The 16,337-nt window shown below is 60.0% G+C and carries 14 protein-coding genes; 7 read left to right on the forward strand and 7 right to left on the reverse strand.

Annotation, left to right across the window (positions count from 1 at the left end; genetic code table 11):
- Positions 1-57: 57 nt before the first annotated feature.
- Complete coding sequence (locus tag PGR6_RS26195) at positions 58-1,032, forward strand: serine/threonine protein kinase (RefSeq protein WP_018928813.1); 975 nt, start codon at positions 58-60, stop codon at positions 1,030-1,032.
- 176 nt (positions 1,033-1,208) lie between these two features.
- Positions 1,209-2,096, forward strand: coding sequence for an EamA family transporter RarD (gene rarD / locus PGR6_RS26200; protein ID WP_064620806.1), 888 nt, complete (start codon positions 1,209-1,211; stop codon positions 2,094-2,096).
- A 215-nt stretch (positions 2,097-2,311) separates the two neighbouring features.
- Here rarD and PGR6_RS26205 read toward each other — a convergent pair whose 3' ends face one another.
- Positions 2,312-2,830: a glycine cleavage system protein R gene (locus PGR6_RS26205; RefSeq protein ID WP_007936467.1), complete on the reverse strand. Its 519-nt coding sequence runs from the start codon at positions 2,828-2,830 to the stop codon at positions 2,312-2,314.
- A 581-nt stretch (positions 2,831-3,411) separates the two neighbouring features.
- Between PGR6_RS26205 and PGR6_RS26210 the strand changes: the two genes are divergently transcribed.
- Positions 3,412-5,589 carry a malate synthase G gene (locus tag PGR6_RS26210; protein ID WP_064620809.1) on the forward strand — a complete coding sequence of 726 codons (2,178 nt, stop codon included), beginning with the start codon at positions 3,412-3,414 and terminating at the stop codon, positions 5,587-5,589.
- Between the two features lie 278 nt (positions 5,590-5,867).
- Here the strand turns inward: PGR6_RS26210 and PGR6_RS26215 are convergent, their stop codons facing one another.
- Positions 5,868-6,314 carry a response regulator gene (locus PGR6_RS26215; protein WP_064620812.1) on the reverse strand — a complete coding sequence of 149 codons (447 nt, stop codon included), beginning with the start codon at positions 6,312-6,314 and terminating at the stop codon, positions 5,868-5,870.
- Positions 6,315-6,579: 265 nt separating this feature from the next.
- Here PGR6_RS26215 and PGR6_RS26220 point away from each other — a divergent pair, with 265 nt between their 5' ends.
- The 3 genes from PGR6_RS26220 (at position 6,580) to PGR6_RS26230 (ending at position 10,015) form a co-directional block, all read left to right on the forward strand.
- On the forward strand, positions 6,580-8,520 hold the full coding sequence (locus PGR6_RS26220; protein ID WP_018928809.1) for a putative nucleotidyltransferase substrate binding domain-containing protein: 1,941 nt from the start codon (positions 6,580-6,582) through the stop codon (positions 8,518-8,520).
- Complete coding sequence (locus PGR6_RS26225; RefSeq protein ID WP_064620815.1) at positions 8,517-9,224, forward strand: 3'-5' exonuclease; 708 nt, start codon at positions 8,517-8,519, stop codon at positions 9,222-9,224. Before PGR6_RS26220 ends, PGR6_RS26225 begins: the two co-directional genes overlap by 4 nt.
- 161 nt (positions 9,225-9,385) lie before the next feature.
- Positions 9,386-10,015: a glutathione S-transferase gene (locus tag PGR6_RS26230; protein WP_018928807.1), complete on the forward strand. Its 630-nt coding sequence runs from the start codon at positions 9,386-9,388 to the stop codon at positions 10,013-10,015.
- Positions 10,016-10,225: 210 nt separating this feature from the next.
- Here the strand turns inward: PGR6_RS26230 and creD are convergent, their stop codons facing one another.
- The 4 genes from creD to rloA2 all read right to left on the reverse strand — a co-directional run bounded on the left by creD (position 10,226) and on the right by rloA2 (position 14,398).
- Positions 10,226-11,596, reverse strand: coding sequence for a cell envelope integrity protein CreD (gene creD, locus PGR6_RS26235; protein ID WP_064620818.1), 1,371 nt, complete (start codon positions 11,594-11,596; stop codon positions 10,226-10,228).
- A 119-nt stretch (positions 11,597-11,715) separates the two neighbouring features.
- Positions 11,716-13,143 (reverse strand): two-component system sensor histidine kinase CreC, encoded by a 1,428-nt coding sequence (gene creC, locus PGR6_RS26240; RefSeq protein ID WP_064620821.1) that lies wholly within the window; start codon positions 13,141-13,143, stop codon positions 11,716-11,718.
- Entirely contained in the window at positions 13,143-13,832 is a 690-nt protein-coding gene (creB, locus tag PGR6_RS26245; RefSeq protein WP_064620824.1) for a two-component system response regulator CreB, read from the reverse strand. The genes creC and creB overlap by 1 nt, the downstream gene beginning before the upstream one ends.
- Positions 13,833-13,891: 59 nt before the next feature.
- Complete coding sequence (gene rloA2 / locus PGR6_RS26250) at positions 13,892-14,398, reverse strand: retropepsin-like aspartic peptidase RloA2 (RefSeq protein WP_018928803.1); 507 nt, start codon at positions 14,396-14,398, stop codon at positions 13,892-13,894.
- Between the two features lie 338 nt (positions 14,399-14,736).
- Here rloA2 and PGR6_RS26255 point away from each other — a divergent pair, with 338 nt between their 5' ends.
- Entirely contained in the window at positions 14,737-15,621 is an 885-nt protein-coding gene (locus PGR6_RS26255) for an acyltransferase (RefSeq protein ID WP_018928802.1), read from the forward strand.
- Between the two features lies 1 nt (position 15,622).
- Here PGR6_RS26255 and PGR6_RS26260 read toward each other — a convergent pair whose 3' ends face one another.
- On the reverse strand, positions 15,623-16,237 hold the full coding sequence (locus PGR6_RS26260) for a DUF2780 domain-containing protein (protein ID WP_064620827.1): 615 nt from the start codon (positions 16,235-16,237) through the stop codon (positions 15,623-15,625).
- Between the last annotated feature and the right edge of the window lie 100 nt (positions 16,238-16,337).

The following is a 16,337-nucleotide window of genomic DNA, read 5'->3' on the forward strand; positions in this document are numbered from 1 at the left end:
CCGTCTGCGCTACCATGCTTGGCCGGACGCGGCAGCCTGCCGCGCGCAGGAGTCAGCATGGCCCACCCGTTTGAAACCCTCACCCCAGACCTCGTGCTCGATGCCGTCGAAAGCATCGGCTTTCTCAGCGACGCGCGCATTCTGGCGCTCAACAGCTACGAGAACCGTGTCTATCAGGTCGGCATCGAAGACTCCGAGCCGCTGATCGCCAAGTTTTACCGTCCGCTGCGCTGGACCAACGAAGCGATTCTCGAAGAACACCAATTCACCTTCGAACTCGCCGAGTGCGATATACCTGTGGTCGCGCCGCTGATCCACAACGATGAAAGCCTGCACGAACATGCCGGATTCCGTTTCACCCTGTTCCCGCGCCGGGGTGGTCGCGCACCGGAGCCGGGCAACCTTGATCAGCTGTATCGCCTGGGCCAACTGCTGGGTCGTCTGCATGCGGTCGGCGCTACAAAACCGTTCGAACACCGTGAAGTGCTTGGGGTGAAAAACTTCGGTCATGACTCACTGGCCACCTTGCTCGAAGGCAATTTCGTACCGCGCAGTCTGCTGCCGGCCTACGAGTCCGTCGCCCGCGACTTGCTCAAGCGCGTGGAAGAGGTCTACCAGGCCACGCCACACCAGAACATCCGCATACATGGCGATTGCCACCCCGGCAACATGATGTGCCGCGATGAAATGTTCCACATCGTCGACCTCGACGACTGCCGCATGGGCCCGGCGGTGCAGGATATCTGGATGATGCTGGCGGGTGACCGCCAGGAATGTCTGGGGCAATTGTCGGAACTGATGGACGGCTACAGCGAATTCCACGACTTCGACCCGCGGGAACTGGCACTGATCGAACCGCTGCGCGCCTTGCGGTTGATGCACTACAGCGCCTGGCTCGCCCGTCGCTGGGACGACCCGGCCTTCCCTCGCAGCTTTCCGTGGTTCGGCACCGAGCGCTATTGGGGCGATCAAGTGTTGGCGTTGCGTGAGCAATTGGCGGCACTGAATGAAGAGCCATTGAAACTCTTCTAAACACCGCGTCCCTGTAGGAGCGAGCGGTGCGGCGATCCGACTTGTCCGCGAAGAACAATAATGCGGTTTGCCTGACATACCGAGTCATCGTTCTTCGCGGGCAAGCCTCGCTCCTACAAAAAAGGCCACACATCTATACAATCCCTTCTTTGTTAGCTGCCTAAGCAAGGATTCTCATGCAAGCCGCCAACCTGCGTCGCGGGTACATCCTGGGCCTGAGTGCCTACATCATCTGGGGACTTTTCCCGCTCTACTTCAAAGCCATCGCCAACGTACCCGCCGTGGAGATCATCATCCACCGAGTGCTTTGGTCCGCGTTGTTCGGCGCCTTGCTGCTGCTCGTCTGGAAACATCCCGGCTGGTGGCGTGAGCTGCGTGAAAATCCACGGCGGCTGGCGATCCTGGCCCTGAGCGGCACGCTGATCGCGGCCAACTGGCTGACTTACGTCTGGTCGGTGAACAACGGACGCATGCTTGAGGCCAGCCTCGGTTACTACATCAACCCGTTGGTAAACGTGCTGCTGGGGATGCTGATCCTCGGCGAACGGCTAAGGCGCATGCAGTGGATCGCGGTGGGGCTGGCGGCGGTCGGTGTCGCGCAGCAAGTGTGGCAGGTCGGCAGCCTGCCGTGGGTGTCGCTGGTGCTGGCATTGACCTTCGGCTTCTACGGTTTGATCCGCAAGCAGGCACCGGTCAAGGCGTTGCCGGGGCTGGTGGTGGAAACCTGGATGCTGGTGCCGATTGCTGTCGCCTGGTTGCTGTTCAATCCGACGGCGACCAGCGCGCAAGCCGCATTCTGGACCAGCTCCGAAGCCTGGTGGCTGGTAGCCGCCGGTCCGGTGACGTTGGTGCCGCTGGTGTGTTTCAACGCCGCCGCCCGGCACTTGCCCTACACCACCCTCGGATTTCTCCAGTACCTGGCGCCGACGCTGGTGCTGTTGCAAGCCGTACTGCTGTTTGGCGAACACTTGTCGTCCAGCACGCTGGTGGCGTTCATCTTTATCTGGGCAGGTCTGGCGGTTTACAGCGTCGACGCGTGGATAAGTCTGCGCCGCCGCAGCTGATCAGAAAACGTACAAATCTCTACAGGCCACGTCTCCCGTGGCCTGCATCCATCCTTCCCAAGGTTATCCACAACGTGATCCCCGGCGTTTGTGCGCAAGTCACTGAAACTGCTGGTTTTTTGATCAGATCCTGAAGAGCCCCGGCCGGCGTGGGCTGGCGGGGTGTCTCTACAGGTTATCCACAGGCAGGTGCACGTATAACTTGGATAACCTGTTCAAGGTTCGCTGCGCAGCACCAATTCGACCATCAGGTCGTCCGCCAGGGTTTCCAGGCGCGATTGCAGCACCTCCAGCGACAAGGTCAGGGGCACCGCGAGAATTGCTTCGGCATGGAACAACGGCTCGCTGCTCATTGGCGCCGGACGCACTTCGGTCACCAGCCGCTCCAGGCTCACCCCTTGCTCACTCAGCAGACGCGTAATGTCCCGCACAATGCCCGGACGATCATTGCCCACCAGTTCCATGGCAATCGGCTTCCAGGTGCAGGATTGTTCGATGCTGCTTTCGGCGATCATCACACGGATGCCCTGGGTCGACAGTCCCTGTAGGGCGTCTACCAGTTCATCGTAGGCTTCGGCCGGTACGCCCACCCGAAGAATCCCGGCGAACTGCCCGGCCATGCGCGACATGCGGCTCTCCAGCCAGTTGCCGCCATGCTCGGCAATGCATTGGGCAATGCGCTCGACCTGCCCGGGCTTGTCCGGGGCGAATACCGTGAGTACGAGATGGTCCATGGCGCAGCCCTCTTGTCATGACTTTTGTTATGGAAAGGCAAGTATAGGCAAGGGGCTGGATGTGGCGAGGGAGCTTGCCCCCGTTGGGTCGCAAAGCGGCCCCTTGAGTTTCTCCAGCGTGTTCGCATCAGGCGATCTACGACTGCTTCGCAGCCGAACGGGGGCAAGCTCCCTCGCCACAAAAGCCCCATTTCCATAGCAGGGCATCGAATATTATGTGTACAAGTTTTTATATTTAACTGGAACAATCCAATAGTTTTTTGAGAACATCCCGTTCCCCGACATGACTGCAATGCGTCACAGGGTCGCAGAACGACGTAATTAGTCTAATTTTCACAACCGCAATTCATCATGTAGTATGCCGCAGCGCGCACTACATAACGTTGGATCGATGTCTGCCGCAGGCACACTCGCAACCCTGAAAGCCCCGTCAGCAAGGCCGCAATGCCGTTGATCGGAACGAACCCAGCCGCCAGCAATGGCATGTACTGGTAGAAGGGTTTGTGGTTTAAATGGCCAGAGGCTTCATTGTTAAATTGAAGAGCTGAAAAGCGAAATAGCTGAGCAGAGTGAGGCAAGCAATGACTGAACACGTTCAAGTCGGTGGCCTGCAGGTCGCCAAAGTCCTGTTCGACTTCGTGAACAACGAAGCCATTCCCGGTACCGGCCTCACCGCCGACACGTTCTGGGCCGGTGCCGACAAGGTCATCCATGACCTGGCACCGAAGAACAAAGCCCTACTCGCCAAACGCGATGATTTCCAGGCTCGCATTGATGCCTGGCACCAGGCTCGTGCAGGTGTTGCGCACGATGCGGTGGCCTACAAAGCCTTCCTGCAAGACATCGGTTATCTGCTGCCAGAAGCGGCCGATTTCCAGGCAACGACACAAAACGTCGATGACGAAATCGCCCGCATGGCCGGCCCACAGTTGGTGGTGCCGGTGATGAACGCGCGCTTCGCGCTTAACGCCTCGAACGCCCGCTGGGGTTCGCTGTATGACGCGCTCTACGGCACCGACGCCATCAGCGAAGCGGATGGCGCGGAAAAGGGCAAAGGCTACAACAAGGTACGTGGCGACAAGGTTATTGCCTTCGCCCGTGCGTTCCTCGACGAAGCCGCGCCATTGGCTGCCGGCTCCCACGTCGATTCCACCGGCTACAAGATCGTTGACGGCAAACTGGTTGTCGCCCTCAAGGGTGGTAGCAACACCGGCTTGCGCAACGATGCTCAACTGATCGGTTTCCACGGCGATGCAGCCACACCGACAGCGATCTTGCTGAAGAACAACGGCCTGCACTTCGAAATCCAGATCGACGCCAGCACCCCGGTCGGCCAGACTGACGCAGCCGGCGTCAAAGACATCCTGATGGAAGCCGCGCTGACCACCATCATGGACTGCGAAGACTCGGTCGCCGCCGTCGATGCCGATGACAAAGTGGTGATCTATCGCAACTGGCTCGGTCTGATGAAGGGCGACCTGTCGGAAGAAGTCTCCAAGGGCGGTCAGACCTTTACCCGCACCATGAACGCCGACCGCACCTACACCGCTCTCGATGGCAGCGAACTGAGCCTGCACGGTCGCTCGCTGTTGTTCGTGCGCAACGTCGGTCACCTGATGACCATTGACGCGATCCTCGACAAAGACGGCAACGAAGTGCCAGAAGGCATTCTCGACGGTCTGGTGACTTGCCTCGCGGCCATCCACAGCCTCAACGGCAACAGCTCGCGCAAGAACAGTCGTACCGGCTCGGTCTACATCGTGAAGCCGAAGATGCACGGCCCGGAAGAAGCCGCGTTCACCAACGAGCTGTTCGGTCGCATCGAAGACGTCCTCGGCCTGCCGCGCAATACGCTGAAAGTCGGGATCATGGACGAGGAGCGCCGTACTACGGTCAACCTCAAGGCCTGCATCAAGGCTGCCAGCGAGCGCGTAGTGTTCATCAACACCGGTTTCCTCGACCGCACGGGCGATGAAATCCACACCTCCATGGAAGCCGGCCCGATGGTGCGCAAGGCCGACATGAAGGCCGAGAAGTGGATCAGTGCCTACGAGAACTGGAACGTCGACATCGGTTTGAGCACCGGCCTGCAAGGTCGTGCCCAGATCGGTAAAGGCATGTGGGCCATGCCCGACCTGATGGCCGCCATGCTGGAACAGAAAATCGCTCACCCATTGGCCGGTGCCAACACCGCCTGGGTTCCATCGCCGACCGCTGCTGCGCTGCACGCGTTGCACTACCACAAGGTCGACGTGTTCGCCCGTCAGGCCGAGCTGGCCAAACGTGCACGTGCTTCGGTGGACGACATCCTGACTATCCCGCTGGCTGTAAATCCGAGCTGGACTGCGGAACAGATCAAGAACGAACTGGACAACAACGCCCAGGGCATTCTCGGTTACGTGGTGCGCTGGATCGACCAGGGCGTAGGTTGCTCGAAAGTGCCGGACATCAACGACGTCGGCCTGATGGAAGACCGTGCGACGCTGCGAATTTCCAGCCAGCACATCGCCAACTGGCTGCGCCACGGCATCGTTACCGAAGCGCAAGTGATGGAAAGCCTCAAGCGCATGGCGCCGGTGGTTGACCGTCAGAACGCCAACGACCCGCTGTACCGCCCGCTGGCACCGAACTTCGACAGCAACATCGCCTTCCAGGCGGCGGTCGAGCTGGTGGTCGAAGGCACTAAACAGCCGAACGGCTACACCGAGCCGGTTCTGCACCGTCGTCGTCGTGAGTTCAAGGCTGCCAACGGCCTTTGAGTAAACGCTGACGCCGGACGTGAAAAAGCCCTGATCGAGAGATCAGGGCTTTTTCATTTACGCTGTCTAGTCCTGAAATAGGTTCACACCTGTTTCAGGACTAGACACGCTGCGGTCCCCTGTGGCGAGGGAGCTTGCTCCCGCTCGACTGCGCAGCAGTCGTAAATCCGGTGTATGCGGTGTATCAGGGACATTGGAATCGCAGTTTTTGGGGCTGCTTCGCAACCCAACGGGAGCAAGCCCCCTCGCCACAAAAGCTGCCAACCTGGAAGTCCGCGCTACAGATCCATCCCCAGCTCATGCTTGACCAGTTCAAGCAATTTTTCGCTATCAATGGGCTTGAGCAGAAAGTCCACGACGTGCAAGTGCATCGCTTCGATCGCATCCTTCACATCGGCATCGCCGGAAACGATGATGATCGGCATCGCCGCACGTGCCGATTCCCGCACCTGGCGGATCAGTTCCAGGCCATCGACATGCCCCATCCGCAGATCGGTAATCACCAGACCGATCGATGGCTTCTCCGCCAGCATTTTGAGCGCCGTTTCGCCGCTGGCCGCCGTCATGCAGTGAATGCCATCGAGCCCCAGAATTTCCGACAGCAATTCGCGGGCATCCTTATCGTCATCGACGATCAGCACCCGCTGCGGCGGCAAGTCTGGTTCCAGCATGACGGCGCTGAGCGCTTCGCGCTCGGCATCACTCAAAATATCGTGGTCGGACATGGCGTTCTCAACGTTTTCAATGCGATCCCTGACACAGGGTGTCAGACATCGCTCAGCAGACTTCAATGTGCACTTCGTCGGAATCTTTTCCAATAGACAATGTAGGAGGTTTTTCCCACCGTTGTGTCAGACATTTCCCATATTCCGGCCGCTGCACTGCCTACCTAGACTTACGTCCAATGGGCACCCTGCCCGCAGGGGTCGACCATGCCTGGAACGATCTGAAACAACGATCCGACACAACAATCAGAAAAAGACTGCGGTAATGGTTATGAGTAAAGCGGACGCCTTCACCCAGGCAGGGAAAACCGCGGTGTTGCAGAACATCCAGGGCACTTTGCAATTCCTGCAGCGCTTCCCACCCTTCAATCAGATGGAAAACGCTCATCTGGCCTATCTGGTGGAGCAATGCCAGCTGCGTTTTTATGCCCCCGGCGAGAGCATCATCAAACCCGCCGATGGCCCGATTGAGCATTTCTACATCGTCAAACAAGGCCGGGTCGTGGGGGAACGCCCGCACACGGCCAAGGGTGGCACCGAAACCACTTTCGAAATCACCACCGGCGAGTGTTTCCCCCTTGCCGCGCTGCTGGGCGAACGTGCAACCCGCACCGAACATCTGGCGGCCGAAGATACCTTTTGCCTACAGCTGAACAAGCTCGCGTTCATCAAACTGTTCGCACTGTCCAATCCGTTCCGCGACTTTGCCCTACGGGGTGTCAGCAGCTTGCTGGACCAGGTCAATCAGCAAGTCCAGCAAAAAGCCGTGGAAACCCTCGGCACCCAATACTCGCTCAATACCCGGCTGGGCGAATTGGCCATGCGTCACCCGGTAACCTGCAGCCCGATCACACCTCTGCGTGAAGCGGTGACGCTGATGCACGATCAGCAAGTCGGCAGCATTGTGGTGGTCGATGAACAAAAGGCGCCGCTGGGCATTTTCACCCTTCGCGACTTGCGACACGTGGTGGCCAACGGCACCAGCGATTTCAATGAATCCATCGAGCGGCACATGACCCGGGCGCCGTTTTTCCTGTCGCCGGACCACAGTGCCTTCGACGCAGCGATCGCCATGACCGAGCGACACATCGCCCACGTCTGCCTGGTCAAGGACCAGCGCCTGTGTGGCGTGGTTTCGGAGCGTGACCTGTTTTCCCTGCAAAGGGTCGATCTGGTGCACCTGGCGCGGACCATTCGCAGCGCCCAGCGGGTGGAAAACCTGGTGGCGATCCGCGGCGAAATCGGCCAATTGGTCGAGCGGATGCTAGCCCACGGCGCGTCCTCGACGCAGATCACCCATATCATCACCCTGCTCAACGACCACACCGTCTGCCGGGTGATCGAACTGGCCATCGCGGAGAAAGGTGATCCCGGTGTGCCGTTCAGTTGGCTTTGCTTCGGCAGCGAAGGCCGCCGCGAGCAGACGCTGCACACCGATCAGGACAACGGCATTCTGTTCGAAGCTCGCGATGCGGCCCACGCCGCCGAAATTCGCGGCAAGTTGTTGCCCATCGCCCAGCAGGTCAATCAGAGCCTGGCGCTGTGCGGCTTTACCTTGTGCAAAGGCAACATCATGGCCGGCAACCCCGAGCTGTGTTTGTCCCGGATCGAGTGGGCACGACGCTTTGCGGCATTTATCCGCGAGGCGACACCGGAAAACCTGTTGGGGTCGAGTATCTATTTCGATCTGCGCGTGGTCTGGGGCGATGAGCGAGGCTGCGAGCAACTGCGCCGGGGCATTCTCGATCAGGTCGGCGACAACCGGTTGTTCCAGCGCATGATGGCCGAGAACGCCCTGCGCAACCGTCCGCCCGTAGGACGTTTCCGCGAATTCGTCCTGGCACGCAAGAATGGCGAGAAAGCCACCCTCGACCTGAAACTCCAGGGCCTGACGCCATTCGTCGACGGCGCGCGAGTGCTGGCCCTGGCCCACGGCATCGACGCCAACAACACCCTGGAGCGTTTTCGCCAATTGGTGGAAAAAGAGGTCATCGATCAGCTGGACGGCGCGGCCTATGAAGAGGCGTATCACTTCATCCAGCAAACCCGCATGCAGCAACATCAGCTACAGACCCGTGAGAACTTGCCCTACTCCAACCGGGTCGATCCCGACAGCCTCAATCATCTGGACCGACGCATCCTGCGTGAATCCCTGCGCCAGGCCCAACGCCTGCAAAGCAGCCTGACCCTGCGGTATCAGTTATGAGCCTGTTTTCATGGCTGCGCCCGGCCAGTCCCGTTTTGCCCGGCGAACTGCAACACCGTCTGGAGCGCTTGCCGGCCGTGGCCCAGCTGAGCGACTGCAGCCTGCGCGAGCAACGCTGGGTGGTGCTCGACCTGGAAACCACCGGGCTGAACCTGAACAAGGATCGGCTGCTGTCCATCGGAGCCGTGGTGATCGAGGACGGGGCGATCGACTTCAGTCAGCAGTTCGAACGCACGCTGCAATGCACCGAACTCAAACTCGGCCCCAGCGTGTTGATTCATGGGCTGGGTCCGAGCGCCATTGCCGCCGGCAGCGACCCCGCGCAGGCCCTGCTCGAATTCATGGAATTTGTCGGCGACAGCCCGGTGTTGGCTTTTCATGCGCCGTTCGATCAGCACATGCTCGGGCGCGCACTGAAAGAACATCTGGGTTACAAGCTGCAGCATCCGTTTCTGGACGTGGCAGACATCGCCCCGCTGCTTTGTCCCCAGGCACACTTTCGCGAGGCCGGGCTGGATGAGTGGATCGACTGGTTCAAGCTGGAGGTCTTCGAACGGCATAACGCCAGCGCCGATGCCTTGGCGACGGCGGAGCTGATGCTGATTTTGTTCAGCCGAGCGCGGCAGCAACAGATTCATAGCCCGTTGAACCTGCAGCAGCGGCTGAGTCAGTGGAAGCGGCGGCGACAAGCGCCTTCTTTCTGAATCAGCGGCGCCTGTTCTGACGCCTTCGCGGGCAAGCCTCGCTCTTACAGGGATTGTGCTGTTCACGAAATCGGCAAACGACACAATTGCTGTGGGAACGAGCTTGAGCTCAAACACCAAAGCGCTATGCTCCCGACACTGCCCATGATCGAGATGCCGCCATGTCCGCCCCCAGCATGACCCTGTTCCACAACCCCGCCTCGCCCTTTGTTCGCAAAGTCATGGTGCTGCTGCACGAGACCGGCCAAACGAACCGCGTGGCGCTGCAAGCCTGCCAGCTCACGCCGGTCAGCCCGGATCAGGCTCTCAACAAAGACAACCCGCTGGGCAAGATTCCGGCGCTGCGCCTGGCCGACGGCAATGTGTTGTACGACAGCCGGGTGATCCTCGATTACCTCGATCACCAGCACGTCGGCAATCCGCTGATTCCTCGTGAAGGCTCGGCGCGCTGGCGGCGCTTGACCCTGGCTTCTCTGGCAGACGGGATCATGGATGCCGCCGTGATGATTCGCTATGAAGTGGCCCTGCGCTCACCGGAGAAACATTGGGACGCATGGCTCGACGGTCAACGCGACAAGATTCGTCGCGCCCTGGCGCTGTTGGAGGCCGATGCGATTGCCGAGCTGACCAGCCATTTCGATGTGGCAGCGATCAGTGTGGCCTGTGCCTTGGGTTATCTGGATTTGCGCCATCCGGATCTGGAATGGCGCAAGGAAAATCCAAAGTTGGCCGAGTGGTATTTCGAAGTGAGTCAGCGGCCTTCGATGATCGCGACGATGCCCAAGGCTTAAATCTTCGCTGGCTGTACCGGCCTCATCGCAAGCCGGCTCGCTCCCACAGGGGATTTGTGTTGTTCACACCATCGGTGCGCAACTGAGTTCCAATGTGGGAGCGAGCCTGCTCGCGATGGCACCACACCGGATCTGACGGAAATAACTGGCAAATCCGCGTCGCCAACACCTCACCCACTCGCTGATCCTCGCGCAACCCCAACCACCGGCTCATTCCACGGCACCTATATCAAAGTCCAAGGGCTTCGCGGTTTTCTGCCCGATCCCGTACCAGTCCAGCTTGCGGGTCAGCACCATGAACACACCCAGTAGCCCGAACAACAGCAGCGAGCCCATCAACAGCGCGTAATCCTCGGCGCTCAACAAGCCGTAAAGCAGCCCGTATAACGCCGCCAACCCCGCCGAAAAGCTCAAGCCGTGACGCACGCTGCGCAGCACATGGCAGACATAAAAACCGATCAACGCCACACAGCTACTCGCCGACAGCAGATACGCCAGGGCAAAGCCGATGTGTTCGGACAGCGACAACAGCAACAGGTAGAAGAACGCCAGCGCTACACCCACCAAGGCGTACTGCACCGGGTGCACCGCCAGGCTTTTCAACACTTCGAACAGGAAGAAACCGGCGAAGGTCAGGACGATAAACAGCAATGCATATTTGATTGCCCGGTCGCTTTTCAGGTACTGGTCCACCGGGTCGATGAAACTCACGCCGAAACTACGACCGCTGAACGCCTCGCAATGACCGCCCGACACGCAACTGTTCAACGCTTCTTGCAGGTTGGTGGAGAAAAACGAGGTCTGCCAATTGGCCGTAAAGCCCTGATCGGTAATTTCCCGCTGGGCCGGCAGGTAATTGCCGATGAAGCTGGGGTGAGGCCAATTGGCCGCCAGTGAAACCTTGCTGGTCTTGCCCACCGGCAGAACCTGTAACTGGCCGGTGCCTTGCAGACGCAAGTCGAAACCGAAGGCCAGCTCCGTGGCCTGTTGGGTGTCCAGCGCCGGCAACGTCACATGCACACCCTCGCCCAGCCAGCCCACCTGGCTACCCGGTACAAAATCCAGCTTCTGGCCATTGAGTTCGAGTTTCAGCGCATTTTCGATGCCGCGGATGTCGCTGATGCCAACAGCCAGGAACGGCTGATCGAAGCGGTAATCGGCGAAGTCTTCCTTGATGCCCAGTTGTGCCGGAACCGAAAAATGCCCGCTGATGCGGTTATCGGCATGGAACAGTCGCGCCTCGTAGATGCCCCGGGAGCGCAGCTCTGTCTGGACCTGGCCGTCGAGTTCGAAACGCTCCGGCAAGAAATACAAACGTCCACGCTCCTCGCCGACATCCTGATAACGCTGGTTGGTTTTTTCGTTGGTTTTCCAGGTGCGCACTGTTTTGCGATAGGGCACCACCATCAGCGGGCCGCTCAATTGCTGGCTGTAACTGGAACTGCGGGCGATGTCTTCGAGTACACCGTCACGCAGTTGCTGGCGCTCCTGGATCACGCCGTTGATCATCAGTAGCGGGATCAGCAGCAACAGAATCAGCAGGGCAATTGCCCCGAGTTTTAGGGTCAGGCTTCGGTTCATGGGACTCTCCCTGTTTGGATGGGGAAAGTCTGGATTGGGTATGTGGGGGTTTTGTGGGAGGAATGTGGAGAGTGTGTGGAATTTGCGCTCGGCGCAGGAGCTGCCGAAGGCTGCGATCTTCAGCGGCTTGAAGGCAACCGCAAACGCACTTGAACACCGCCGTCGACGTTGCCGATACTCATCACACCACCATGCAACTTGACCACTTCCTCAACGAAGTTGAGCCCCAAACCGGTGCTCTTGCGTCCACTGTCCGGACGCGGCAGCGAGTAGAAGCGCTCGCTCAAGCGTGGCAACGCATAGTCGGGAATCGCTTCGGCCTGGTTGAACAGCCTGAACTCGATCTGCTCACCGACTCGCTCGGCACACAATCGCAGCACGCCATACGCCTGGGTGAAGTCCAAGGCATTCTCCAGCAGATTGCCCAGCGCCTGGCGCAATAGGAACGGCTCGCCAAGCAGATTCAGATCCGCCGCAATTTGCCGTTCCACACGCAATTGCTTGCCTTCGATTCGTGCAGCCTGCGCGTTCAACAGTTCTTCCACCAAGCCCGCCAACGGCACCACCACCCGCTCCTCCAACCCTTGGCGTTGCTCAACCTGCGCCAGGTTCAACAGTCGCTCGATCAACTGCTGCATGCGCGCACTTTCGCTGTCGATGTTACTGACGAAGCGCTGCTGCTGGGCTGGCGGCATTTCGCCTTGCAGCAGCTCCGCTGCGCCACGAATCGCCGCCAGCGGGCTTTTCAATTCATGGGTCAGGGTGTGCACATAACGCTCGACGTAGGCTTTGCCCTCGAGTTGGGTACGCATGTGCTCCAGCGCCGTGGCCAGTTGTTCCAGTTCGCCCCCGCGGTAATGCGGCACCTCGACCCGGCGGCCTTCACTGACGGCCTGGGCATAGGCCGTCAACCGCCGCAGCGCCGCGCTCAGCCACCAGGACAACAGCGCACCGAACAACAAACCGAGGCCGATCAATCCGGCGCCATACGTCAGCAATCGCCGTTCGGTGCGATCGACGTAAGGCTGCAGTGAGCTGTTGGGTTTGGCCACGGTCACCACGCCGATGATCTGGCCGTTGTCGCGAATCGGTGCCCCGACGTGCATCACCGACGAGTTCGAGTCATCGGGGTTGCTGCGCGTCGAACGCGCACCGTACTCGCCACGCAGGGTCAGGTAGACGTCATTCCAGCGCGAGTAGTCCTGGCCCACCGCAATCCCGCTGGAATCCAGCACCACGATGCCTTTGGCATCGGTGACGTAAATGCGGTGATTGACCTGATTCTTCGACAGGCCCCAGATTTTCGCCTGCGGTTGTCGCTCGCCATAAGCCTTGAGCAACTCGGGCCAGCGGTTCTGGCTGAGGGTGCCGGCCTTGAAGTCGTCGCGCAGGATCTCGGCCATCAGGTTGGCGGTGTCCACCAGGGTTTCTTCGGTGGACTGGCGCACACCGGGGCGGATTTCTTCCATCACGGTGTTGAGCACGAAGTAGCCGGTCAGGCCGATGAACAGCACGTAGACCAGAAAAATCCGGATCCCCAGTGACATCAGCTGTGCCCCGGGCTGTAGCTGTAGCCGAGGCCGCGATGAGTCTGGATCGGCTCGGCGTCGGCCTTCACCAGGCGCAATTTGGCGCGCACGCTCTTGATGTGACTGTCGATGCTGCGCTCGTAACCGGCATCGGCGGCCACGCCCAGCGCATCGAGCAATTGCTCGCGGCTGAAGACTCGCTCCGGTTGTTCCAGCAGGCATTGCAGCAAACGAAACTCATGGCGAGTCAGGCTCAGCGGCTGGTTGCGATAGCTGATCTGCACCCGTTCGCCGTCGATGCGAAACAGCGCTGAAGCCACCTCCGACATCTCCGCCACCGGTCGTGGCGCCATGCGCTTGAGAATCGCCCGGACCCGCGCCGCCACTTCCCGGGGGCTGAACGGTTTGACCACGTAGTCGTCGGCGCCGATTTCCAGGCCCACCACGCGGTCGATCTCGGCGTCACGGGCACTGAGGAACATCACCGGCACGTCACTGAAACGCCGCAATTGCTTGCAGGTCTCGAAGCCGCTGATATCCGGCAGGCCGATATCGAGAATGATCAGGTCGGCGGGCGTGGCGCGCTGATGTTCGAGCGCCGCCGCGCCAAGGCTCAACCAGGTGGTGGTAAAGCCCTCGCCCTGCAAGGCGAAAATCAGGGTGTCGGCAATCGCCGCTTCGTCTTCGACAATCAGGATATGAGGCATGGCGTCCGAGCCCACTGGTTAAGTGGGCGAACGGTGCCCCAAGGCTGATTCGCCGTCAATCAGCAGTCGGGTTTGTCGGCTGTAAAGCGACGCGCCGGGTTCACTGCTGCGCCGAATTCGCGCAGGGCTTTGGCGCCGATCAGCAGTGGATAGTTGAAGCTGCTGCGGTCGGTGAGGTTGACCTCGACGGTGCGCTTGACGTTGCCCAGGCACAGTTCCAGATCGACCACCGGACGCTTGGTCACTTCGCTCACGGCCTTGTCTTCATCTTCTTCATCGGCACGGTTCTTGATCTTGCTGATCCGCGCGACCTTGTGTTCGTAGACCTTGTTGCTCGCGCCTTTGGTGGCGAGACGGAAACGTACCCACTCGTCGCCGTCGCGGGTGAAGGTTTCGATGTCTTTGGCCGACAGCGACGCGGTCAGGGCGCCGGTGTCCATTTTGGCCTTGAGGACTTCACCGCCGATTTCCGGCAGCGCGATGTATTCGTAACGCCCGTACAGGGTCGGCTCGGCGGCCAGGACCGGCAGGGTCACGAGGGCAAGCAGTGCAAGGAGAGATTTCACGTAAGGGGCTTCCTTGAGGGATGTGGACGCATTGGCCGAATTCTAGACCGCAAAAAACAACGATAGTTGGACCACTTCCCACTTTTGTGGCGAGGTAGCTTGCTCCCGTTCGGGGGCGCGGCGCTCGCAAAACCGTTGCCTGCGGTATACCTGAAAATCGCGGCGCCTGGTTTTAGGGCCGCTGCGCAACCCAGCGGGAGCAAGCTCCCTCGCCACAAAGGCAACAGCGATACGCTGAGAGCATACCGCTACCAAGGTGAAACATTCGTCACCACCGATTTGGCCTGCCAACCGAAGCTGCTTATCATGGCGCGCCCACACGCTTTCAAGAGTTATCTATGCGCCGCCTGCTCACCGGCTGTTTCGTTACCCTGCTGCTATTGCTCAACACGCTGGTCCTGTTCGGGCCTTTGATGGTGTTCGCGCTGCTCAAACTGCTCCTGCCCGGGCGCTTTCGCGATTACGCCTCGTGGGCGGTGATGTGGATTGCCGAAACCTGGGCCGAGATCGACAAGCTGATCTTCCGCCTGTGCATTCCCACCCAATGGGACATTCGCGGCGGCGATGAGCTGCGCGGCGACACCTCGTATCTGGTGATCGGTAACCATCAGTCCTGGGTCGATATCCCGGCGCTGATCCAGGCACTGAACCGGCGCACGCCGTTCTTCAAGTTCTTCCTCAAGAAAGAACTGATCTGGGTGCCATTCCTGGGCCTCGCCTGGTGGGCGTTGGACTATCCGTTCATGAAGCGCTACAGCAAGGCGTTCCTGGAGAAGCACCCGGAGCTGGCCGGCAAGGACCTGGAGATCACTAAACAAGCTTGCGAGTTGTACAAGCGCCAGCCGGTGACCGTGGTCAACTACCTGGAAGGCACCCGCTACACCGCGGCGAAAAGCGCCCAACAACAGTCACCGTTCACCCACCTGCTCAAGCCCAAGGCGGGCGGCGTGGCGTTCGTGCTGGCGGCGATGGGCGAACAGTTGGACGCCATTCTCGATGTGACGGTGGTGTATCCGCAGCAGAAGATTCCGGGGTTCTGGGATTTGCTTAGTGGCAACGTGCCCAAAGTGATCATCGACATCCACACCCGCGAACTGGACCCGGCACTGTGGCAAGGCGATTACGAAAACGATCCGGAGTTTCGCGAAACGATCCAGAACTGGGTCAACCAGCTCTGGATCGTGAAGGACCGGCGCATCCAGGCACTACGCGCCGAGGGCTGACTCAGCTACCGGCGCCGGTGCCCCAGATCCCGCCGAGGTTTTGCAACAGCGAACCGGCAACGCCTTGCTGACCGAGGTATTGCAGGATCACCGGGGCAAACACGCCAACCATCCCGGTGTCCATGCCCAGGGCGCTGAAGGCGTTGTTCAGGTCCTTGGTGTCTTTGACGTTACCCAGCAAGCCATCGAGCAACGCATTCTTGTCTGAACCCGCACCGAGCAACCCACCCAAGCCAGTCAGGCCACTGATCGCGCTGTTGCCGGCGATCTGAGCGAGGCCCGGCACGCTTTTGCTCAGTTCGGAGAAGTCCTGGCCGCTGAGCTGATTCCTCGCCAAGCCCAGCATCGCACCGGCGCCGCCGATGGCCTGCTCCGGGGTGATGTCGAGCTGCGAGCCCAGGGTATTGAGCAAACCGGCGGCCTTAGGCGCCGCCGCCACGATGCCATCGACATCATCGGCCTCGACACCCTCGACATCCTCGTCGTCCTGCATCGATGACACCGCCTTGACCGCATCGCTGAGGCTTAACTGTGCAAAGGCCGGGCTGGCGGCGAGCGTCGTCAACGAAGCGACAGCCATGAGCGATGCCAATGCAAAACCGCGTGAAACGTTCATCCAGACATCCTCTTGTGCCACATGAAGACCGCCCGGTAACAGGAGCGGTAAAACTGCCGATTTGACCGGGGTTTGGGGGGCATTGTTCCTTGCGGGGTTA

This window comes from Pseudomonas sp. GR 6-02 (assembly GCF_001655615.1).
Classification (GTDB): Bacteria; Pseudomonadota; Gammaproteobacteria; order Pseudomonadales; family Pseudomonadaceae; genus Aquipseudomonas.